This window comes from Chitinophaga sp., assembly GCF_036566945.1.
Lineage (GTDB): Bacteria > Bacteroidota > Bacteroidia > Chitinophagales > Chitinophagaceae > Chitinophaga.
In genome coordinates this window covers 1-17,636 of the sequence record NZ_DATCVJ010000991.1, presented here as the reverse complement: position 1 = coordinate 17,636, position 17,636 = coordinate 1, and the positions used below count along the sequence as shown (strand labels likewise).

The following is a 17,636-nucleotide window of genomic DNA, read 5'->3' as shown; positions in this document are numbered from 1 at the left end:
AGCAATGCTTCAGGAGGCATGAATCCGGCCTTTAAAAAGGGAGATCTTATCTTGTTGGATGATCATATTAACATGCAGCCGGAAAATCCGCTAAGGGGCCTTAATTCGCCCGCATACGGCCCCCGCTTCCCGGATATGAGTTGTCCTTATGATAAGCAACTGGGCCAGCAAATACAAGACAGCGCCGCCGCATTGGGCGCCACTTTAAAAACAGGCGTATATGTATCTGTGATGGGGCCTAACCTGGAAACGAGAGCAGAATACCGTTTTCTCCGCATGATAGGCGCCGACCTGGTAGGCATGAGCACTGTGCCGGAAGTTATTGTAGCCAACCAGCTGCAACTCCCCTGTGCAGCCGTTTCTGTAGTCACAGATGAGTGTGATCCTGAAAACCTGCACCCCGTTTCCATAGAAGAAATTATTGCTGTAGCGGGGAAGGCAGACAAATTATTGAGCAGTCTTTTTGCCCACGTGGTGGCAGCATTATAACTATAACCCTTGAACAGATGGACCAGTTAACTAACCAGCAAGCCTATACGGCCATGTGCATTTTTTTAGATGCTTTGTACGAGCGTACGAAGTCAGCAGATCTTGCAGGATTCCTGGGTGGCTTTCAACTTCTTGCTGATGGAACTTCTGCCGATCCGGCGGCCTGGCAGGATTGGATGATAGCGGTTAACAAAGTCCTGTCTGAAAAGAAAATATAAGGGACTTAAAACACAGCGGCTGCACTTCGTTTGAAGTGCAGCCGCTGTGTTATATAAAGCTGTTGCCATTAAATTGGGGCGAGGCCTATTTTCTTCTATCACCGGGATCCGTGCTCTCGTCGTCCTCCTCATCCTCATCCTCATCCTCATCATCATCATCTTCTTCTTCTTCTTCTTCTTCTTCTTCTTCTTCGTCATCCTCATCCCCTTCTGCCTCTTCTTCTTCCTCGTCTTCCTCATCATCTGTAATACCGGGCCCTTCTACCTCCAGCAATTTTTCTCCCATGATTAATTCCATCATGCGATCCGGTTCATCATTGCTGTCGTCTGCTGGTTCTTCCTCCTCTTGATCTTCCTCCTCTTGTTCTTTTGCTGCTATTTCTTCCGTTTCTTTTCGGGAGATGCTATCTTCCATGATACCATCCGGATCTTCGTCTCCTGTGCCTTCGTTTTCATCTGAAACAGTGTCTTCTGTTATATCAGCAGGATCTTCTGTTTCGATGATATTATTTTCAATCCCGGCAGTATCTTCTTCTTCGTTATTCAATTCTGCATTTACTTCTTCAATGATATCGTCAAAGCGAACAATTTCATCATCGGGTTCCACTTCTTCATCTTCTGATGCAGGTTGTTCTTCCTCAGGCGTTAAAAGGTTGGTGGCGGCGAGGTCATCGAGTTTATGATCGGGGTCCAGCAGTTCTCCATCTTCAGACACCATCAGGGTATGAGCTGTTTCAGCGGTATGGGTGCTGTGTTCACCTCGTCCCAGGGTGGCTGTTTCGTCGCTGATGAGGGTAGGTTGTACCATTTCTTCATCAAACAGTTCCTTCAGTTTAGGCAGATCTGCTACGGAGCTGATACCGAAATAATCCATAAAGGAACGGGAAACAGCGTACAGCAAGGGTTTACCGGGCTGATCTTCACTACGGCCGGTAATAACGATTAGTTCCTTTTCCAGGAGCTTTTGGATAGAATAGTCGGTGCTGACGCCACGGATATATTCTATTTCTCCTTTGGAAATAGGCTGACGGTAAGCAATGATGGCCAATGTTTCCAGGGCGGCTGTTGATAAGCGTTTCAGGAATTTGTCACCATTTAGCTGAGCTACTGTCTGGTAATATTCTTTTTTGGTAAGGAATTGATAGCCGCCGCCACTGCTGCGTACTTCAAATGCATAAAATTCAGAGCTGTATTTCTCTCTGATGGCTTCCATAGCCGCTTCTACCTGATCCAGGTTAGTACGGTCTTCCAGAAAAGCCAATGCATTATTGAGCAGATCCACTATTTCCAGCAAAGGCAACGGCCTGTCGGCCGCAAAAATTAATGCTTCCACGTGCGGGATGATCTGTGATATTTCCATACGTTAACAGGAGGTGTGGATGTTACAAAAAAGGTCAAAGACCGAAAATACAGTCTTTGACCCTAATCTGAAAATATTAATTCAGTTGTTGACTTAGTGCTAAAAATTGCCTTACAGTACTTAACTTCCTAACGCTGCAGCACCGCTTACGATTTCCGTCAGCTCAGTAGTAATGGCTGCCTGACGTGCACGGTTGTAAGAAATTTTCAGGGAACGCAGCATTTCGCTGGCGTTTTCTGTTGCCTTATCCATTGCAGTCATACGGGCGCCATGCTCGGAAGCATGAGAGTCCAGGATGGCTTTGAAGAACTGTGTGTTCAGGATCTTAGGCATCAGTTCTTGGATCAGGGTATCTTTTTCAGGTTCGAAAATGAAATCTGCTTTCAGACCGCTATTTTCCTGGTTTTCTACTTTTGCAATTGGCAGGAACTGTTCTGTCACAAATACCTGGGTAGCTGCATTTTTGAATTCGCTGTACACGATTTCAACTGCATCATAGGTGCCGTTTGTGAAACCCGTCAGGGCTACAGCAGCTGCTTCTTTCACGTGATCAAAAGTCAGGCTACCAAAGATCTGCCAGAACTTATCATTTACTTTATAACCGTTCTGTACAAAGTGATCGTATCCTTTTTTGCCGATCGGCAGAATTTCTACATTGCCCTGCTCAAACTGTTCCGCATACTTTTCGCGGATAACGCGTTTAGCTGCCTTGATCAGGTTGGAGTTGAAGGCGCCGCACAAACCTCTGTCTGAAGTAATTACCACAATCAGTACTTTTTCAACGGCGCGCTGTGCTGCCAGTGGCGTGTCGATATTGCCTTCGCTGTTGGAAACAATATTCTGCAACATTTCCTGGAGCTTAACTGCATAAGGGCGCATCAGCATGATAGCATCCTGTGCACGTCTTAATTTCGCAGCACTCACCATTTTCATGGCTTTCGTGATCTGCTGACCAGATTGAATAGATTTGATTCGGTTACGAACTTCTTTAAGCTGTCCGGACATATATAAAAATCAATTACAAATTACGAATTATCAATAGCCAAAAGCAGGGATAGGCTCCTGAATTTGGCTGCAAAGGTAAGCAATGACAGTTTAATTTGAAAATCCGTAGAAAGATAATTTAAACTTTCTTTAATACATTGATAATTAATATTTTATAATTATTAAAATATTACAGTGTAATGCTGGTTCCCAGTATCTGTAAAAAGGCAGCGATCCACTGTGGATGAGCCGGCCAGGCGGGTGCCGTCACCAACTTACCATCTACTACTGCCTCGTAAACATTTACGGAAACATAGGTGCCACCCGATGCCGTCACTTCAGGCGCCACTGCCGGATAAGCCGTTAATTTTTTGCCCCTCACCACATCGGCAGCGGTCAGGATCTGGATACCATGACAAACAGCTGCAACCGGTTTATCTTCCACAAAGAAGTGTTTTACCAGCTCCAGCACATTCTTATTTAACCGAAGGTATTCCGGTGCACGGCCTCCTGCTATTACCAGGGCATCATAATCGGCGCCGGCAATATCATTAAACGTGGCATTGAGTACAAAACCATGACCCGGTTTTTCGCTATAGGTCTGGTCACCCTCAAAATCATGAATCGCTGTTTTGATTTTATCGCCGGCCGCCTTATCGGGGCATACCGCATGTACCTCATGACCTATCATCTGCAACATCTGGAAAGGAACCATGGTTTCATAGTCTTCCGCATAATCTCCGGTCAGTAATAATATCTTCTTCTGGGCCATATGATAAAAAGTTGTTTATGTCTAAAGATAAGGTTTTTTAGCTGTTAGCTTTTAGCCATTAGCCATTAGAAAAAATGCAGCGGAGATCACCAATGATGATCTCCGCTGCATTGCTAAATGCTAAAAGCTAATGGCTAACAGCTATTGTTAATATCCAGGATTCTGCGCAAATGGCGTAGAAGACCGGTCGATCTGATCTTGTGGAATAGGACGCAACATATGCTTAGGCAAAATATTTGCCCGTGCCTGTTCATTATGCAGCCTTACTCTTTCCAGCAATTTGTTGGTACGAACCAGGTCAAACCAACGTAATTGTTCACCCACCAGTTCCCGACCTCTTTCATCGAGAATATAATCAATGGTCATGTCTGCAGCAGATGCTTTCATGGCCTCTTTGTTAGCCTGTGTTTCTTCCGGAGTAGCGCCGGTACGGGCAGCCCTCATACGTATCACACTAACAAGATCCGCAGCCCCCTGCTTATTACCCTGCATCAGCAGGGCCTCCGCTTCAATGAGGTAATCTTCTGCCAGGCGGAAGGCAATAAATGGTCTTACACCGGAAGCCTGATTATCCGGGCGCAGCGCATCCGCAAATTTATTCAGGGAAGGATAGAGTTTCTCCGTGTACTTCGACGGCGATACCAGCATATATCTTTTGGCGGCAAGTTGTATTTCCGCAGCAGTCGCCTCATGACCAGGAAGATAAATGGATGTATCTCCCACGTGCATACTATCATTCGCTATGTTCGCATACCAGGTGGTGGTAAAGAATTTTTCATAACGTACATCATGTGTACGATCTTTATACAAGGTATCGAGCAGGAATTTTGTAGGTCTGAAACGCTTCCATGGCGTACCATTAGGCAGATCACGTTTCATGCCGCCTAACACATCATATTGCATCAGGAAAAAACGACAGGCATTGTTATCTGCATAACCATACAAGGCATCGGTAGTATACTGCGCCGCAAAAACGGTTTCTGTATTATTTTCTTTCCCCTGCGCCCACACCTGTCCCGGATCTTCCAGCAATTTAAAATTATAGTTTTTGATGACCATGTCGGCGTATTTGGCAGCATTGGCATAGTCTGTTGACTTTGCCTGCGGCGAAGAAGCACGGGTAAGATATACCCTGGCCAGCAAGTGTTCTGCAGCCGGTTTGGTAGCGCGTCCCCAATCACTCTGGGAAACCGGCAACACCGCTTCTGCTGCCAGCAAATCGTTGATAACAGACTCGTATACCGCGGAAACACTGTCCCGGTGTGCCTCTGTCAGGATCTGCGTATTTTCGTGTAACCGTAAGGGTATGGCGCCAAACATTTCCATCAGTACAAAATGATAGTGTGCCCGGCAAAAAAGGGCTTCTGCCACACCGGCTTTTTTGACCGCATCATCCAGATCAGGAATCTTGTCGGCTCTGTCCACCACCACATTACAGGTATTGATGGTCTGATAAAAACTGTTCCATAAGTCTCTTGTGTGTACGTAGCGGGAATCCAGCTGGGAAGTATACTGACTGGTAAATTTAAAATCCCCGTCCGACCCATTGGTATAAATGTCGGTTCCGGTTTCCGTCAGCGTCATACCGCGTTCTGTGCTGTAAAAAGCCCTCATGGCTACATATGATCCAGTAACCGCGGTCTGGAAACCACTTTTGGTATTGTAAAACGAATCTGTCACATTGGTGACCACCTTTTCATCCAGCATCTTATTACAGGATGTTGCGGCAATAGCCAGCAGCAATATCATGGAAACTATATATCTCATAACGTTTTCTTTTAAAGATTTGATGATTAGAACCTTGCATTTATGCCAAATTGCAGCATCCAGGTAGCCGGTGCATCAATACCAATGGTATTCACATCTTCCGGATCTACACCTTTCCATGTTTGGCGGTAAGGGGCTAAGATCAATGGTTGTTTTACGCCCACACTAAACCGGAGATCCTGCATCTGCATACGCTTCACCATAGCATCAGGCAAGGCATAAGTCAGTGTGATGTTCCTGATTTTGAAGAAAGAACCATCGAAATAACTGAGCGACTGGTAATTGCTGGGTCTTTCCTGGTTGGCATTGGGCCTCGGGAAATCATTGGTAGGATTAGACGGCGTGTTATAATCGATATTCAGGTTATTATAACGTCCAAAAAGCGTGTTGTAATTCTGATAGAAATCACTCTTGATCATACTACCTATGCGGGCAAAAGCAACGATAGACAGTTCAAAGCCTTTATAAGAAAAACGTTGGGTGGTACCTGCAGACCATTTAGGCTGAGGAGAACCTAATACCTGGCGATCTTTTGCATCAATCACGCTGTCCTGATTCACATCTTCCAGCTTGATTTCACCGGGTTTCACCCCATATTTTCCAGCCGTTTTGGCTTCATCAGTCTGCCAGATACCTGTTTTCTTGTAATCATAATACACATAGGTAGGCTGCCCTACAAACCAGCCATTGCCCACATCTGCTGTTCTGCCATTGCCGATAGACAGGATCTTTGAGCGGTTGGTGAAAAAGTTGGCATCCATTTTCCAGCTGAATCCGTTAGGATTATCAATAATGGTGGCGCCCACGCTTACTTCCCAACCACGGTTTCTGGAAGTACCGAGGTTTTCCAACACCTGGTTAAAGCCATTACTGTAAGGCAGTAAATGCGGCATCAGCAGATCTGTTGTTTTCTGGTTATACCATTCAACCACACCGGTGATACGACCATTTAAAAAGCCGAAGTCGACACCTATATCTGCAGAAGTTGTTGTTTCCCAGGTAAGGTTAGGATTACGTAATTCGCCCGGTACAAAACCCAGCGCCCCTTTATTGCCATAGGAATAAGGAATTCTGGTAAGTGATCCTTGTGTGGCATACGGATTAATACCGGTGTTACCAATGCGGCCGTAGCTGGCACGTAATTTCAGGTTGTCCAGTACTTTCTGGTTTTTCAACGGCGCTTCATTGATGATATTCCATGCTGCGGCTACAGACGGGAAATAGCCCCATTTCTGACCGGGTGCAAAACGGGAAGATCCATCTGTACGCATGGTCAGCGTCAGGAGGTAACGATCATCGTAACCATAGTTGATACGGCCCATGTAGGAGAGGATCGTCCAGGTGCTAAGACTACTGGTAACACCTGTTACATTGAGTGCTTGTCCAAGGTTAAAATACTGTTGTGTTTCCACCGGAATACCTCTTACGTTGGTAGTAGAGATATCGGCTGTTTGTCTTTGTACACTATACAATGCCGTGGCACCGAGGGTATGTTTTTTAATTACTTTATTGTAGGTGAGCACGTTTTCAATGGTATAAGCCACCGTGGAAGCATTGCCTTTGGAAGCTGTTGCATCACCACCACCAATCAGCAGATTGGTATTGTTTTTACCCTGAAAAAGGCCATAGTTATAGTTTTGAATATCCGGACCTACGTTCAGGCGATATTTCAGGCCATCAATAATTTCGACTTCTGCATACAGACTTGTAAAGATGCGGAAACGCTTCATAAGTTCCACCCGGTTATCATTCACATAATCCAGCAAAGGATTGGGTTGCTGACTATCTCCTGTAGGTAGGATAATGAGATTGCCTTTATCATCGTAAGGTGCAGCGATAGGCAGCATTTTTAATGCATTATCGATCCCGTTGTAGGTTTCACCATTGCGTAAGCTATAGGCACCTAACAGGGAGGCGCCTACTCTTACGCGGTTGCCGATCTGCTGGTCTATTCCCAGGTTGAAATTATAGCGTTCGTAGTTCTGCAGCTTCAAAACGCCCTGGTCTTTAAAGTATCCCAGTCCTACGGTGTACTTTGTTTTTTCTGTACCGCCAGCTACAGAGATGGCGTGATTGGTTTGATAACCGGGAGAGATCAGGAGCTTCTGCCAATCTACGTTGGTGCCTTTTTTAATATTCGCCAGTTCCGTTCCATTAAAAATGGCCTTATCGGAAGCTTCAGGATTGCTATCATCGTACTTGCCGATAGTGCGGTTGGCTTCCCTGCGCATTTCAATAAACTTCGTGGCGTCCATCATATCCGTTTCGCCCAATTGCTGTACATAACCATAGGAGCCGCTATAAGAAATCACTGGTTTGCCTACTTTTCCTTTCTGCGTGGTAATCAGCACTACGCCATTGGCGCCCCTGGAGCCATAGATGGCCGTTGCGGAGGCATCTTTCAAAATATCCATCGATTGTATTACACCCGTACCGATATCGCTGAGACTACCGGCGTAAGGAATCCCGTCTACCACATACAGCGGATCGTTGCCGGCGGAGAGGGAGCGCGTACCACGGATACGCACCTGTGGTTCATCTCCGGGTTTGCTACTGTTGTTCAGTACTTCCACACCGGGGGCGCGGCCCTGTAATGCCTGCTGGGGGTTGGTAACCGGTACATCCTGTATTGCTTTTGTACCTACAGAGGAAATGGAGCCGGTTACGTCTTTCTTCTTTTGGGAACCATAACCTACTACTACAATTTCCTCTAATTTTTTGCGGTCTTCCTCCAGCACTATCGACATCACTTTATTGCCTTTATAGGGTTCTTCATGAGGTGTAAATCCAATGAAAGAGAATACCAGCACCGTATTGGCAGGATCCTTAATTAACAGGCGGTAATGCCCTTTTGCGTCGGTTTGTGTACCGGAGCTTTTTCCTTTAATGGATACTGTTACTCCCGGGAGCGGAACTTTCCGGGCATCTAATACATTGCCTTCTACCGTAATAGTATTATCCTGGGCCATGATAAGTTGATGGAATAGCAAACAGGCTACCATACAGACCAGACGTGAAAAAAACTTTTTCATAACGTTGTTTAATGTGATTGTGGAATAAAGGGTACTAAGTCAGATTTTTGGCCGTCTCTTCAGGTTCTTCGTGGCGGCCAAAATAAGATAATTTTAGATTTCTGCAATCGTTTGCAGTTATTATTTTATTCCCGGTTTCTGCAAAAGCCCCAGTGGCCGGATTATCACGCAGTTAAAAAATAAAATCTTTTGCAATCGGTTGTAAAAATGAATTTCATTGATTATTTTGGACATCTTATTCCGTTTAAGTTATGAAAAAGACGATCCTTTTATGTGGCTCCCTGCTGTGCATGTATGGTAGCCTTTTTGCCCAGAAAGCCCAGTGGCAGCAGCTTTTCAACGGTAAAGATCTGAAGGGCTGGAAACAGCTGGGAGGTGAAGCAAAATACCATGTTGAGGAAGGTGAAATTGTGGGCACCACCGTATTAAACACACCGAACTCCTTTCTGGCTACGGACAAGGAGTATGGCGACTTTATCCTGGAGCTGGAATTCAAGTTGGGAAAAGAGTTTAACTCCGGTATACAGTTCCGCAGTCAAAGCAGATCCGATTATCAGAATGGCCGTGTATTCGGTTATCAGATGGAAATAGATCCTTCCGACCGTAAATGGAGCGGTGGCATATATGAAGAAGGCCGCAGGGGCTGGCAGTATCCGATGGAACTGAACCCGGCAGGTCAGAACGCTTTCAAAAAAGACGGCTGGAACAAATACCGTATAGAGTGCCGGGGCAATGAAATGCGTACCTGGGTAAATGGCGTACCAACCGCTCACCTGGTAGATACTGCACTGCCAAAGGGTTTCATCGCATTACAGGTACATGGTATCGGTAAAAATGCCGCAGACGATAACAAAAATATCTACTGGAAAAATATCCGCCTGATAGAAAATCCCGCTGCATCCCAGTATTCCGCGTATGACAACATATATGTAGTCAACAATGTGGATAACACTATTTCCGGCCAGGAAAAGAAAAATGGGTATCAGTTATTATGGGATGGCAAAACCAGCAAAGGCTGGAGGGGCGTTTACAAAAAAGATTTCCCTACCAAAGGCTGGCATATGGAGAATGGTGTACTGACCATTGCCCATTCCAATGGCGGCGAAGAAGGTAGTGGCGGTGACATTGTAACCGACAAACAATTCAGCGCTTTTGAACTGGAATTTACCTTCAAACTCACGCCTGGCGCCAATAGTGGCGTAAAATACTTTGTGAGCGAAACCTATGAAACAGGGGGTAAATCGGCCATTGGGCTGGAGTACCAGGTACTGGATGACGAAAAGCACCCGGATGCCAAATTAGGACGCGACGGAAACCGCACGTTAGCAAGTCTTTACGACCTCATGACAAGAAAACAGGAAAAACGTGCTATCAACCCTATTGGAGAATGGAACAAAGGTCGTATTATTGTGTTTCCAAATAACCACGTAGAGCATTGGTTAAACGGGTTCAAAGTGCTGGAATATGAGCGAGGGTCCCAAGCCTTCAAAGATCTGGTGGCGATCAGCAAGTATAAAGACTGGAAGAATTTTGGTTTGTGGCCCGAGGGGCATATCCTTTTACAGGACCATGGTAATGAGGTTTCTTTCAAAAGTATTCGTATAAAACTTCTTAAATAATATTTTTTATCTTTTTTTTCATTGTTCACTGTTCTAAATAAGCATTCCGATTCTTCGGAATGCTTTTTTTCTTTGGAGAAAACGGTAAATTACTCCTAATTCACAACCCATTATTATGAATACGTTACAACAAAAAGGCTATCTGTTCCTGCTGGGAACCCTGCTTGCAGGCGCATGTCAGCAACAAAGCAGCCATAGTAATCCCGCGGCCATGCAGGATTCCCTGCATAAGCTGGCGGCCACTTACTATGACGAAAACATGGCCCTCAATCCTTTGCAGGCCACTCAAAACGGTGAGAACCAATACAATGATCAGCTGCCCATAGACATCAGCGAAGGTTTCCGCGCAAAGGCCGATTCTTTCTATGCCCGCTATCAGCAAACACTTAAAGGGATTGACACTGCTTTGCTTTCCGGGAATGACCGCATTACCTACGACATGCTGCAACGAGAGTTCGACGTAAACCGCGAAGCACTCCGGTTTCATGACCACCTGATGCCGGTACAACAGTTCACCTGTTTACCGCTCACGCTGGCCCAACTGGGTTCCGGCTCCTCGGCCCAACCGTTTAAAACCGAAAAAGACTACCACAATTTTATGCACCGTATGGAACAATTTGCCATATGGACAGATACCGCTATAGCCAATATGCGCCGTGGAATAGCCACCGGATATGTATTGCCTAAAAGCCTGGTCGTGAAGGTGATTCCACAGGTAGCAGACCTGGCGAAGAAAGATACGGCCAACAACGTTTATTATTCACCCCTGAAAACCATCCCGGATTCATTAGGGGCTGCCGTAAAAGCCAGTCTGCGTACCGACTATACGGCGGCTATTGAAAAATACATCCTTCCATCCTACGCCAAACTGCGCGATTTCATGCAACAGGAATACCTGCCTAAAGCCCGTACTACCAGCGGTATTGAAGCGATTCCTGATGGTGCACCCTACTACGCATTCCTCATCAAAAGCTGGACTACCACCGACTTGAAGCCCGAAGAAATTTATGCCTTGGGGGAAAAAGAAGTAGCCCGTATTCGTGGGGAAATGGAAACGGTGAAAAACAGCACTGGTTTCAAAGGCGACCTGCCGGCTTTCTTTGCCTCCGTGCGCTCCGACAAAAAACTACGCATCTTTAAAACCCCTGCTGCCATCCTGGATTCTTTCAAAGCGATTGAAGACAAGATCATGCCTGGCGTTAAAAAGATGTATGGTCATCTCCCTAAAACAAAATTCGAAATCCGGCAAACGGAAGCCTACCGTGCCGCCTCCGCTTCTGCAGAGTATATGCAGGGAAGTGCAGATGGTACCCGCCCCGGCGTATTTTATGTGCCCATCCTCGATGCGGCCACGTTTTCCTATACCGGCATGGAATGTCTCTTTTTACATGAAGCCATTCCCGGTCACCATTTCCAGATCTCCCTGCAACAGGAAAATGACTCCCTCCCTAAGTTCCGGCGTTTCTCCTGGATTGGCGCCTATGGCGAAGGTTATGCCCTGTATTGCGAAAGCTTAGGAAAAGAACTGGGCCTGTATACAGATCCTTACATGTACTTTGGACGGCTGACCGACGAAATACACCGAGCTATTCGTTTAGTCGTGGATGTGGGTTTACACGCCAAAGGCTGGAGCCGCGAACAGGCCATCAAATACATGATGGACAACGAGCCTTTATCCGAACAGGAAGCTACCGCTGAAATAGAGCGATATATGGCAATCCCGGCGCAGGCGCTTTCCTATAAAATTGGAGAACTGAAGATCCGTAGCCTGCGGAACAAGTATGCCAGCGAATTAGGCAGTAAATTCAGTTTATCTTCTTTTCATGATGAGTTGCTGAAAGATGGTTGTGTACCGCTTTCCGTACTGGAACAAAAGATGGCCCGCTGGGCAGCGCTGCAGTAGCATAAAGTGTAAAGCATAAAGCAAAAAGCCATTGACGCGGATATTAAGCTGGTATTCGCTTCAATGGCTTTTTGCTTTATGCTTTTTGCTTTATGCTCCCGGTAAAAGGCGTGCTGGTTCCGGATAAAATAATTTCTCTTCCAACAGGCTTTCAGTTTTTAACATTCAGTATTGCGTTTTATTTCCTATTTTTATAGAGCAGTTTCATTCACTATTTACAGCTTAGATTACCTAAACCACACATACGTCATATTTTAATATGTTAGTCTGTGCAAGTAAACTATTCGGCAAATTGATCGTTCTAAAAGGCGGTCTTATATATTATTCTTAAAACCTGCTGTTATGTTTGATCATACCCTCGATTTATGCCGGTCGCTCCCGGCTGTCATCACTGAAAAAAAGTGGGACAATGAACTGCGCTTCTATGTAGGCGAAAAATTATTTTGCATGATTTCTACGGAGCCACCACACCGGGTGTCTTTTAAATGCAGTCAAACGCAATTTCATCAATTAATTTCAAGGCCGGGAATCGTACCTGCACCTCATCTGGCGCGGTATCACTGGGTACAATTGAAACAGGAAGATATGCTGCCGGAGCCGGAGCTGGTTACATTTCTGCAAAATGCCTACGAGATCATCGTTAGCTCCCTGCCACCATTTGAGCAGGAAGCTATACATAAGATGAAAGCGGCACATGCCTGATTATTTCCAAATGGTAAAGAAGATATCGTATATGCCAAATACGATAAGGGTCAGTGCAAATAATTTTTCCAGGGCAGGTGTTTTCATTTTAACGGCCGTTTTAGCGCCCAGGTAAGATGCCGGGAATGCAGTGAGCGATAACAGCAGTGCAATATTCCAGTCTATATGCCCCAGCCACCAGTGCGTTAATGCACCTGGCACCGATAAAACTGCCGACAACACCACCGCACAGGCAAGCGCCTGTTTGATAGGCATCTTCAATTTCTTAATAAAGAAGGAACTAAATAAGATACCTCCTGCATTGGCGAGTAGTCCCGATAAAAATCCGATGAACAACGCCGCTATAACCAGCTTCCCTGCTGGTACATCTCCACTTTCCACCCGTACTTCTTCTGCAGGTTTACTCCGCATAAATGAATACATCAGGGTAACGCCGGTAGTCATAATAAACAGGGCCGTCATGATCATCAACGACTTGCCGGGTAAATAGCTACTCAGCCAGGACCCAATAATAGTGGCGGGAACGCCGAAAGCCGCCCCCAGCAGGATCACCCGCTTATTGAATAACTTTTCTTTGCGATACACTGCCGTAGCAGATAACGTACTGGTAATAGACGCCGGCAACGGAGATGCCAGTGCAAAAAAAGGATTGACACCGGCAAATATCTGCAGGGCCGGTGTGCTGATAGCACTGCCTCCTTTACCCAATAAACCGGATAAATAGCCTACGACTAAGCCTATCAGTAATACTGACAGGTATTGAGATTGTTGTAAAAACTCCATTCAATCATCCCTCCGGGAACGCGCAACTTCGTGGTTGGTGTGGTTGGTTATAAAAAATTACAGGTACGTCAAAAGTAGGTTAACCTCATTCCACAAACAAATAATACCAATAACTAAAAGTTATGGGGGATAACAAGATATTATATTTATTGCTAGTCTATAAACGTAATAGGAGAAGGGGTTTTCAGCGATGTGAAGATACGGAATTTTGAGATACGGTAATTGAAAGGAATCGCATCTTTTAAAAAAATCAACTTTTCACTTTCTTTCACCAGCGCTCAAAATTCCGTCATTTTTTTATGCTTTAGGGGTCCAGCCTTTTTCATATTCTCTTTCCCACATTTTCATCGCCTCTTTATCATTGAGGATATGTCCGTTGGAAGGATCTGTATGAAGAATACGGCCGGAGCGCTGTGCTATATTACCGAGCAAACAGAGCAAGGTACTCTTGTAACCGATATTGATTTCAGAATTAAGTGTGGCTTTACCACGAATACTTTCCAGGAAATTATTGAGGTGCACCGCATCATAGAATTCGCCGGCAGGACTAACGGTGTTGGTTACACTCTGATTGGGATTAGCCGCCTGTTTTACCTCTTTGATCACCTTACCTTTGGGATCGATGAGTTTGTAGCTGTCGCCCCCCGAATTGTAGAGACTTCCATTTTCACCAAACAAAGCAAAACCGCGGCCGCTGCTTTCCAGCTCAAAGGGGCTACAGCTACGGCCTTCCCAGGCAATGGCTTTGCCGCCTTCAAATTCGAAGTTAAGCGTTTGCGTATCCGGTGTTTCCCAATCATCTTTCGGATAGGCGTAACGGCCTCCCGCAGAAGTCACTTTTGTAGGGAATTCCACGTCCATAAACCAGCGTAAACAATCCAGTTCGTGGGTAGCATTGTTGCAGGTTTCAGAGGTACCCCAGTTCCAGCGCCAATGCCAGTTGTAATGCACAATATTATCCAGGTAATCGCGGCGGGGTGCGGGGCCTTGCCATAAGTCCCAATCCAGTGTGGATGGCACCGGGATCTTTTTGCCGATGCCAATAGGTGCACGGTTATTTACATACCATCCCCTTCCATAATATACTTTTCCCAACACCTGCTGCTCTTTCACCTCCTTCACTGCTTGTTGCAGGTTAGGCCAGGAACGGCGCTGGTTGCCCATTTGCACGAGGCGGTTGTATTTTTTTGCGGCGGCCAACAGTATTTCTCCTTCGCCGGGATTGTGTGCACAGGGCTTTTCCACATATACATGTTTGCCTGCTGCGGTAGCCATAATCGCTGCCGGCGCATGCCAGTGGTCTGGCGCCGCTACGATCAGCGCATCAAAATCTTTGCGCTCCAGTAATTTGCGGATGTCTTTAATGACGGTAGGCTTCCTATCCTGCGCGCCGGCAACGGCTTTGAGGCCCTTCGCAATGGCGCCGTCTTCCACGTCACAGATATAGCCTATTTCGGCGCCAGGCAGTTTAGCCACACATTGTGCCAGCCAGTTTCCCCTGGAGTTGACACCCATTACTCCCAGCACCAGTTTATTGCTGGGTGCATTTTTCCCGAAAACGGGAAAGTTGAGAATGGTGAGTCCTGCTCCCAAACCGGCCATGCTACCGGTTTTCAGAAAGTCTCTTCTTTTCATAACGGACAGATATATTTTCTTGTTTTTCGAAAAAGCAATCGGTTGCATGAATGTAGAAAATTAATTCGCGGAATTGTAGAAATTTTAATGAGAGGAGAAGAGCGAAGCGGAGGTTGTCTTCCTCAGGATTATACTGATTATACTGATTTTTATTTTTTATGATTTTGGAAGATGCGGAGCTTGTTTTTTCCCGATTTTTGGTTTTTTGCTTTTGTGATTTTGGAAGATGCGGAGCTTGTCTTTCCCAGGATTATACTGATTCGGAAGATTCTCCGATTGTTGCTTTTATGATGTTGGAAGAATAAGAAAATTTGGCAAAAATTGGAAGATATAAACAAATTTATCGGTTTTTATCTCCCAAAATCATAAAAATAAATTTCCTTGATTTTGGTTTTTTATGATGTTGGAAGATGTGCCGATTGCCTTTTTCAGGATACTAATTCGGATGATCTCCCTGATTTTGTTTTTTTATGATGTTGGAAGATGTTGAAATTGCCTTTTCAGGATTATACTGATTCGGATGATTCTCCAATTTTTGTTTTTGAGCCATTGGCAGAATAGGGAATTTAGGCAAATTTTGGAAGATATGAACGAATTTACCGGTTTTTATCTCCCAAAATCATAAAAATAAAAATCAGTATAATCAGTATAATCAGTATAATCCTGGGAAAGACAAACTCCGCGCGCATTATTAAAAACGCAGGTTCGCCGCAATACGCCCTGGCGCAAACGTCACCTGCATGGCATCAAATTTTTGATAAAGCGCCTTCCCATGGCGATGATGGATAGTGAAGTTCACCGCATCATATAACAGCAGAAAACCGCCTTGCAGCATGATAGCAGTACCATAACCTTTCCAGCGATCCTGTTCTTTACCGGTCTGATTTTTTCCGTACTCTCGGGCGTAGGCACCACCCAGGATGTAGGCCACATCAAGTGCGCCATTAATGAGGTAAATCTTCTCTATTTTGTTTTGTTCTTTAATACTGCCCTGCATGTTGTAGCTGCCGGGATTGAGTTTGCGGTTGCCAAGGTAACCAGCGGTAGCGATACCCAGATTCACCACGTTCCAGATGGCGTTCATCTGGTGGAAATATTTGGCTTCTCCGCTGGTTTGTCCCATAGCAATGAGACCGGTAGCAATATTGGCTACAGACCAGCCTCCCAGTACGATCATAGCGGTTTTGGTAGTTTGTATGCGCTCCCGGTTAAATTTTTCCAGGGACAAACTATCCTGTGCCATCAGCCTTACAGCCAATAGCAGTGCTATTATCAGGGTTCCACCATATTTGTGCATGCTAATTATTTACCTGTCAGCTGATTCCATATCACCTCATATACGTCAGTTGCCTGCAATTGGGTTTTGGAAACAGGGTTGGGGCTGATGACCACGGCGTGATAATCAGGATTTTCCTCCAGACGGCCATGGGAGCCTTTAATCAGGGTGGCATCCAGTGGTATCACATTCATCAGGTAGCGGAAACCGAGCTTCTTTTTCAGGAGCTTGCCGGCAGCCTTCAGCTTAATGAGCGGATCGGCAGGATTCATGAACATCTCCACCGGATCATACCCAGGCTTACGGAAGATATCTACAATGCGTGCAAAGTCGGGAGCTTTGGCATCATCCATCCAATAGTAGTAAGTAAACCAGCTGTTAGCATCTGCTACGGCTATCAGATCGCCACTACGGGAGTGGTGCAGCTGATGCTCACGTTTGCCTTCTCTGTCCAGTACCAATTGTACTCCTGGTACATTTTCCAGGATAGCACGTACTTTTTTATAACAGGAAGGATCGTTGATATAGATATGTGCCATCTGATGATCGGCCACAGCAAAGGCTTTTGAAGCACCGGCATCCAGCAGTTCGAGACCGTTTTCCACGCGCAGGGCCAAAAGACCTTCTTGTCTTAAGATCCTGTTCAGGTGGATAGGGTTATTCACATTTGTGATCCCGTATTCAGACAATACGATCGGATCACAATTTTGTTGCTGATAGTAGGTGATTAACTGTTTAACGACTGCATCTATTTCACTCAGTTCCTTTGCATTGCGTACCGGGTCCTGCCCGAATTTCTGCAAACAGTAATCCAGGTGAGGCAGGTAGATGAAAGTAAGTGTAGGATTGTATAATTTATCCGTGAGGATAGATGCATCTGCTATCCATTGAGTGGATTTAATATTGGCAGTTGGCCCCCAGTAATTAAACAAAGGGAACTTCCCGAGTTGTTCTGTCAGATAGTCTCTCAGGGTAGCCGGAGAAGTATAGCAGTCGGGAACTTTACGGCCATCAGACAGGTAGTTGGGGCGAGGTGTGAGAGAATAATCTACATTGGCGTACATATTATACCACCAGCACATTTGGGAACAGGTAA

At 45.5% G+C, this 17,636-nt stretch carries 13 protein-coding genes and 1 pseudogene; 5 read left to right on the top strand and 9 right to left on the bottom strand.

The genetic code is table 11. From position 1 onward, the window contains the following. Both VIP81_RS29685 and VIP81_RS29680 read left to right on the top strand, forming a co-directional pair. Positions 1–489, top strand: a pseudogene (locus VIP81_RS29685) (purine-nucleoside phosphorylase); the annotation flags it as partial. Between the two features lie 17 nt (positions 490–506). After that, complete coding sequence (locus VIP81_RS29680; protein ID WP_331970351.1) at positions 507–707, top strand: hypothetical protein; 201 nt, start codon at positions 507–509, stop codon at positions 705–707. Positions 708–792: 85 nt separating this feature from the next. Here the strand turns inward: VIP81_RS29680 and scpB are convergent, their stop codons facing one another. From scpB to VIP81_RS29655, 5 genes are all read right to left on the bottom strand, one after another. Beyond that, entirely contained in the window at positions 793–2,067 is a 1,275-nt protein-coding gene (gene scpB, locus VIP81_RS29675; protein ID WP_331970348.1) for an SMC-Scp complex subunit ScpB, read from the bottom strand. A 120-nt stretch (positions 2,068–2,187) separates the two neighbouring features. Further along, entirely contained in the window at positions 2,188–3,072 is an 885-nt protein-coding gene (gene atpG / locus VIP81_RS29670; RefSeq protein WP_331970345.1) for an ATP synthase F1 subunit gamma, read from the bottom strand. A gap of 169 nt (positions 3,073–3,241) precedes the next feature. Then, positions 3,242–3,823, bottom strand: a complete 582-nt coding sequence (locus VIP81_RS29665; protein WP_331970342.1) for a DJ-1/PfpI family protein — start codon at positions 3,821–3,823, stop codon at positions 3,242–3,244. A gap of 147 nt (positions 3,824–3,970) precedes the next feature. Continuing rightward, a complete protein-coding gene (locus tag VIP81_RS29660; protein ID WP_331970339.1) occupies positions 3,971–5,590 on the bottom strand; it encodes a RagB/SusD family nutrient uptake outer membrane protein in 1,620 nt (539 codons plus the stop codon). Positions 5,591–5,616: 26 nt separating this feature from the next. Next, the gene (locus VIP81_RS29655; protein ID WP_331970336.1) at positions 5,617–8,622 is read right to left on the bottom strand and encodes a TonB-dependent receptor; all 3,006 of its coding nucleotides are present in this window, start codon (positions 8,620–8,622) and stop codon (positions 5,617–5,619) included. A gap of 251 nt (positions 8,623–8,873) precedes the next feature. Here VIP81_RS29655 and VIP81_RS29650 point away from each other — a divergent pair, with 251 nt between their 5' ends. The 3 genes from VIP81_RS29650 (at position 8,874) to VIP81_RS29640 (ending at position 12,846) form a co-directional block, all read left to right on the top strand. Beyond that, positions 8,874–10,241, top strand: a complete 1,368-nt coding sequence (locus VIP81_RS29650) for a DUF1080 domain-containing protein (protein WP_331970333.1) — start codon at positions 8,874–8,876, stop codon at positions 10,239–10,241. Positions 10,242–10,356: 115 nt separating this feature from the next. Beyond that, positions 10,357–12,144, top strand: a complete 1,788-nt coding sequence (locus VIP81_RS29645) for a DUF885 domain-containing protein (protein WP_331970330.1) — start codon at positions 10,357–10,359, stop codon at positions 12,142–12,144. 342 nt (positions 12,145–12,486) lie between these two features. Next, on the top strand, positions 12,487–12,846 hold the full coding sequence (locus tag VIP81_RS29640) for an MmcQ/YjbR family DNA-binding protein (RefSeq protein ID WP_331970328.1): 360 nt from the start codon (positions 12,487–12,489) through the stop codon (positions 12,844–12,846). Here VIP81_RS29640 and VIP81_RS29635 read toward each other — a convergent pair whose 3' ends face one another. From VIP81_RS29635 to VIP81_RS29620, 4 genes are all read right to left on the bottom strand, one after another. After that, complete coding sequence (locus tag VIP81_RS29635) at positions 12,847–13,629, bottom strand: sulfite exporter TauE/SafE family protein (protein WP_331970325.1); 783 nt, start codon at positions 13,627–13,629, stop codon at positions 12,847–12,849. 297 nt (positions 13,630–13,926) lie between these two features. After that, entirely contained in the window at positions 13,927–15,264 is a 1,338-nt protein-coding gene (locus tag VIP81_RS29630) for a Gfo/Idh/MocA family oxidoreductase (RefSeq protein ID WP_331970322.1), read from the bottom strand. Positions 15,265–15,955: 691 nt separating this feature from the next. After that, entirely contained in the window at positions 15,956–16,561 is a 606-nt protein-coding gene (locus VIP81_RS29625; protein WP_331970319.1) for a DUF6992 family protein, read from the bottom strand. 5 nt (positions 16,562–16,566) lie between these two features. Then, positions 16,567–17,636, bottom strand: a 1,070-nt coding sequence (locus VIP81_RS29620) for an alkaline phosphatase family protein (protein ID WP_331970316.1), incomplete at its 5' end; no start/stop codon positions are given.